This window comes from Zoogloea sp., assembly GCF_041908905.1.
Classification (GTDB): domain Bacteria; phylum Pseudomonadota; class Gammaproteobacteria; order Burkholderiales; family Rhodocyclaceae; genus Zoogloea.
Genome location: NZ_JAYREK010000064.1, coordinates 1 through 5,007, shown reverse-complemented (window position 1 = coordinate 5,007; position 5,007 = coordinate 1). Strand labels below are relative to the sequence as shown.

General features: G+C 69.1%; 5 protein-coding genes. 4 read left to right on the top strand and 1 reads right to left on the bottom strand.

All coding sequences use genetic code 11. The features are described from left to right. On the top strand, positions 1–781 hold a 781-nt coding region (locus ACE3OU_RS18540; protein ID WP_374243040.1), incomplete at its 5' end, for a hypothetical protein. Positions 782–805: 24 nt separating this feature from the next. Here ACE3OU_RS18540 and ACE3OU_RS18535 read toward each other — a convergent pair. Continuing rightward, positions 806–1,327: a thermonuclease family protein gene (locus ACE3OU_RS18535; protein ID WP_374243039.1), complete on the bottom strand. Its 522-nt coding sequence runs from the start codon at positions 1,325–1,327 to the stop codon at positions 806–808. A 200-nt stretch (positions 1,328–1,527) separates the two neighbouring features. Here ACE3OU_RS18535 and ACE3OU_RS18530 point away from each other — a divergent pair, with 200 nt between their 5' ends. The 3 genes from ACE3OU_RS18530 to ACE3OU_RS18520 all read left to right on the top strand — a co-directional run. Then, on the top strand, positions 1,528–2,010 hold the full coding sequence (locus tag ACE3OU_RS18530) for a hypothetical protein (protein ID WP_374243038.1): 483 nt from the start codon (positions 1,528–1,530) through the stop codon (positions 2,008–2,010). A 543-nt stretch (positions 2,011–2,553) separates the two neighbouring features. After that, complete coding sequence (locus ACE3OU_RS18525; RefSeq protein ID WP_374243037.1) at positions 2,554–3,876, top strand: hypothetical protein; 1,323 nt, start codon at positions 2,554–2,556, stop codon at positions 3,874–3,876. Beyond that, a partial coding sequence (locus tag ACE3OU_RS18520; RefSeq protein ID WP_374243036.1) for a hypothetical protein occupies positions 3,869–5,007 on the top strand: 1,139 nt, incomplete at its 3' end. The genes ACE3OU_RS18525 and ACE3OU_RS18520, both read left to right, overlap by 8 nt.

Here is a 5,007-nt window from a genome sequence, read left to right as displayed (position 1 = left end):
GGGCAGGATCGCCGACATCCTCCAGGCCCGCGGACAGCTCGACGAGGCCCTCCGCATCCGCGAGCAGGAACAGCTCCCCGTCTACCGCCGCCTCGGCGACGTCCGCGCCATCGCCGTCTGCCAGGGCTATATCGCCGACATCCTCCAGGCCCGCGGACAGCTCGACGAGGCCCTGACCATCCGCGAGCAGGAACAGCTCCCCGTCTACCGCCGCCTCGGCGACGTCCGCGAGATCGCCGTCTGCCAGGGCAGGATCGCCGACATCCTCCAGGCCCGCGGACAGCTCGACGAGGCCCTGCGCATCCGCGAGCAGGAAGAGCTCCCCGTCTACCGCCGCCTCGGCGATGTCCGCTCAGTCGCCATCACCCAGGGCCAGATCGCTGACATCCTCCAGGCCCGCGGACAGCTCGACGAGGCCCTGACCATCCGCGAGCAGGAACAGCTCCCCGTCTACCGCCGTCTCGGCGACGTCCGCGCCATCGCCGTCTGCCAGGGCAAGATCGCCGACATCCTCCAGGCCCGCGGACAGCTCGACGAGGCGCTGCGCATCCGCGAGCAGGAAGAGCTTCCCGCCCTGGAGCGCCTCGGCGACGTCCGCGGCCTCCTGGTCGCCCGCGCCAACCTCGCGATCAACCTCCTGACCCGCGACGCCCCCGGCGACCGGGACAAAGCCCGCAGCCTGCTCTGCCTGGCCCTCGCCGACGCCCGCCGGCTGCGCCTCCCCGAGGCCGGGCAGATCGAAGAAATCCTGCAAGGCGAAGGCCTCAACTGCGACGCCTGAGGCCCTCGCCCGCCCCTCGCCCCCTCACCCCCCGAAGACCCCGCCCCCCGCCGCCTCCCGCCTGGCCCGCCGGAATTCCCACGGCGCCTGGGGCCGCGGGTCGGCCCACAGGCCGCGGCGGCGGTAGCGGGCCTCCAGCTCGATGAGCGCGTAGCCGGTGAAGTCGAACAGGCCCTGGTCCTTGCCGTAGGCCTTGTAATGCCAGGCCATCCCCGCCGCCAGCTGGGCGAAGTTGGCGTCGCGGCCGTCCACCCTCAGCTTGCACAGCCAGCGGCCGTAGCGGTCGCGCTTGGGGCAGCGCGCCTCCACCGCCCGCCCGAACACCAGCCCGGCCAGGTGCTGGCGCGACGCCTCGCCGAAGGGCTGGCGCTTCTCCGGCGCGTCGATGCCGGTGAGGCGCACTTTCTGCTGGCGCTTGCGGGCGTCGAGCACCGTCACCGTGTCGCCGTCCGCCACCGCCACCACCCGCCCCTCGATCACCGCCGCCGACGCCGGCACCGCCAGCAACACGCACACCCCCAACGCAACCCACTTCAAGACACCCACGGCCACACCACCCACCACACAAACGGGCGCGGACCATAGCAGAAACCCCGCCCCCGCGCTCGGCCAGCGCGCCCGCCAGCGACGCCCGCCCCGAGGCCATGGGCATAAAAATCCGCGCACCGGACATGCGTTTCGGGAGATACTGCCACCAAACCATGCATTTCACGTAGCACCATCCCATCCGCAGCCAGGAGACCCGCATGAGCCAGAACCTGATTTCCGCCAACTTCAGCGCCGAAACCATCGCCCGGATGGACGCCGCCCTCGCCACCCTCGAAGAGATCTTCGCGCCCTTCAGCGACATCACCGCCGATGCCCTCGAGGGCATGCCGCGGATGGGCGAAAAATCCGAACCCTTCTGCCGCCAGACGGCCCTCGTGCTCGCCCAGAACCTCGCCGTCATCCCGCCCAGCGTCGACTTCGAAGGCCTTCAGCAGGACTTCATCGACCTCGACCTGCTGCGCCCCCGCCTGCTGCGCCTGCGCGAGCTCCTCAACCAGGCGGACAACGTCGAGACCGCCCTCGGCTGCGACATCCTGTCCACCAGCTTCGACGGCTACGGCCTGATGAAGATGTTCGGCAAGAGCGAAGGCCTCGAATCCCTGCGCCAGGCCATCCGGCTGCGCATCCGCGGCAGAAGCAGCAAGCCCGCCGGCGGCGACACCACCCCGCCCAAGGCCTGAGCCCCACCCCGCTCCACCCGCCGGCACCCGCCCCGCCGGCTTTTTTACGCCCACCCGCTGCGGCGTTGCCGCAAAAAGCGGCAATGTCGGTACTCGACATCACCTCGCGTGCGGCTTTTTGCAGCAGCGTTGGTACCCGACACCACCTCGCGAGCTGCTTTTTGCAGCAGCGTTGACGCCCGGTACCACCTCGTGAGCTGCTTTTTGCAGCGGCGTCGGTGCCCGGCACCACCCTGCGAGCTGCTTTTTGCAGCAACGTTGGTACCCGCTACCACCTCGTGCGCTGCTTTTTGCGGCAGCGTCGGTGCCCGGCACCACCTCGCGCGCTGCTTTGTGCGGCAACGCAGGTGCCCGGCAGCACCGACGCCCCTGAAAACAGCAGCTGGACGCCCCCGCCCCATTGGCCGGGCGCCGACGGGGGCACCTGAGGCAATACTCCGGCGGTTTTCACCGCAAGGGGAAACCGCGCCCCGCCGTTTCCTGGCCCAACCCATCGCCCCTCCCGGCTTACAATAGGCGCCTCTCAAAGCACCGAGCCCCGCCATGACCATCGACCCAAGCCTGCCGCCGATCACGCGCCTCTACCAGGCCTGCGAACCCCTCGAATCCCTGCACCCGGAAGACCCGCGCTGGGTGGATTTCGACGCGGTGCGCGGCGAGGACAACGTGGTCGAGAGCTTCGCCCGCGACATCCGCCGGGCCAGGGCCGACGGAGCCAACGTCAAGCTCTTCTCCGGCCACCGGGGCGTCGGCAAGACCAGCGAGCTGTTCCGCCTCAAGGCCCTGCTCGAAAAGGGCGGCGACGGCCGGCCGGGCTTTGTGGTGGTGTATTGCGACGTCAGCGACAAGCTGGATGTGAACGACCTCGACTTCCCCGACCTGCTGGTCTTCGTCGCCGCCCAGCTCCAGCAACAGCTTGCCGGGATGCAGCTGCCCGGCTTCACCCCGGCCACCACCTACCTCAAGCGGGTGTGGGACGACATCCGCGGCATGCTGGGCGCCCAGGTGGAGCTGAAGGAGGCCGAACTCGACACGGGCTTCGGCAAGCTGGTGATGGACCTGCGCAACCGCCCCACCTCCCGGGCCCTGCTGCGGGACGCCGTGGAGCAGCACAGCACCTCGCTGCTGATCGCGGTGAACGACCTCCTCGGTAGCGCCAAGGCGTCCGCCATCCAGGCCGGCCACGCCGGCTTGGTGCTGATCGTCGACGGCCTCGACAAGCTGGTGCGGCGCGAGCTGGAGCACGGCGGCAACACCCACGACCGCCTCTTCATCGACCGCAGTGAGCAACTCGCCGCCCTGGCGGTGCACACCGTCTATACCGTGCCGATCTCGCTGATCTACTCGCCCCGCATCGGACAGCTGGAACACTCCATCGGCGAACACAACACCCCGGTGTCGATGATCCGCCTGCGCCCTCACCGGGATGCGCCGATCACCCCGGATTCGCCGGGGATGCAGAAGATGAGCGAGATGGTCGCCAAGCGCTGCGCCTATGTCCAAGTCTCGATCATGGAAGCCTTCGACGACCTCTCCACCCTCGAACACCTGTGCGAGATGAGCGGCGGCCACCCGCGCCACCTGCTGATGTTCCTGCAGGCCGCCTGCAACGAGCTCGACGATCTGCCGATTACCCGCAAGGCCGCCGAAAAGGCCGTCAAACGCTACGCCCAGTCCCTCACCCGGGAGGTGCCCGATGATGCCTGGCCGGCGCTGCGCCCCTTCGACACCCCCCAGCGCGACATCCCCAAGGACGAACTGCACCAGCAGATGCTGTTCCTGCTCTACGTGTTCGAGTACATGAACGGTGAGATGTGGTACGAGGTGAACCCGGTGCTGCGCACCGTGCCGCGCTTCCATGGCTGAGCCCCTCACCCCCGCTACTTTGGCCAGCGAGGCAGCCACCGACACCGCCGCCGAAGTCGCAGGAGATGCCCTGCGCCTCTTGCGCCGCAGCCTGCAGCGCAGCCGGGGCTTCGCGTTGTTGCTGTGTGTCTGCGAGTTGCCGACGGCGCGCAAGCAGTTCATCAACAGCCTAGGAGCTGCCATGCCGGACGTCGAGCTCATCACCGTCGATGCCGCCGCCCCCGGCCAGGATTTGCTCGAAAGCCTCGCCGCCCACGTCACTGACGCGCGCCCGCGGGCCTTCATGGTCATCGTGGCCGACGCCCTCCTCGCCGACCCGGCCAGCGCCCGGCGCTTCCTCGACACCCTCAACCTTCGCCGCGCCGAATGGCCCCGCCGTGTCCCCCACCCGGTCGCCTTCTGGCTACCCCGCCGCCACTTGGGGGAAGTGACCCGCGGCGCGCCGGATTTCTTCGACTGGCGCAGCGACACCATCGACTTTCCCGAGGTGCCTGACACAGCCCTGCGCCCGCTGGGAATCCGGGAATGGAAATTCGGCGTCGATCCGCGCTTCAGCCTGAAAGAACGAAACGAACGCCTGCGCGAACTCAGATCGCGCATCGCGGCGGTTGCCGACGCGACGGATGAGGTCATCGTGCGGCAGCGGCTGGCTTGGTGGGCGGAAGTTGCAGACCTGGAAAGAGTGCGCGGGGAGCTGGACGAAGCGCTGCGCATCCACGAGCAGGAGGAACTCCCCGTCTACCACGGCCTCGGCGATGTCCGCGCCATCGCCATCACCCAGGGCCAGATCGCCGACATCCTCCAGGCCCGCGGACAGCTCGACGAGGCGCTACGCATCCGCGAGCAGGAAGAGCTCCCCGTCTACCGCCGCCTCGGCGATGTCCGCTCCGTCGCCATCACCCAGGGCCAGATCGCCGACATCCTCCAGGCCCGCTGCCAGCTCGACGAGGCCATGACCATCCGCGAGCAGGAAGAGCTCCCCGTCTACCGCCGCCTCGGCGATGTCCGCGCCATCGCCATCACCCAGGGCCAGATCGCCGACATCCTCCAGGCCCGCGGACAGCTCGACGAGGCCCTGCGCATCCGCGAGCAGGAAGAGCTCCCCGTCTACCGCCGCCTCGGCGATGTCCG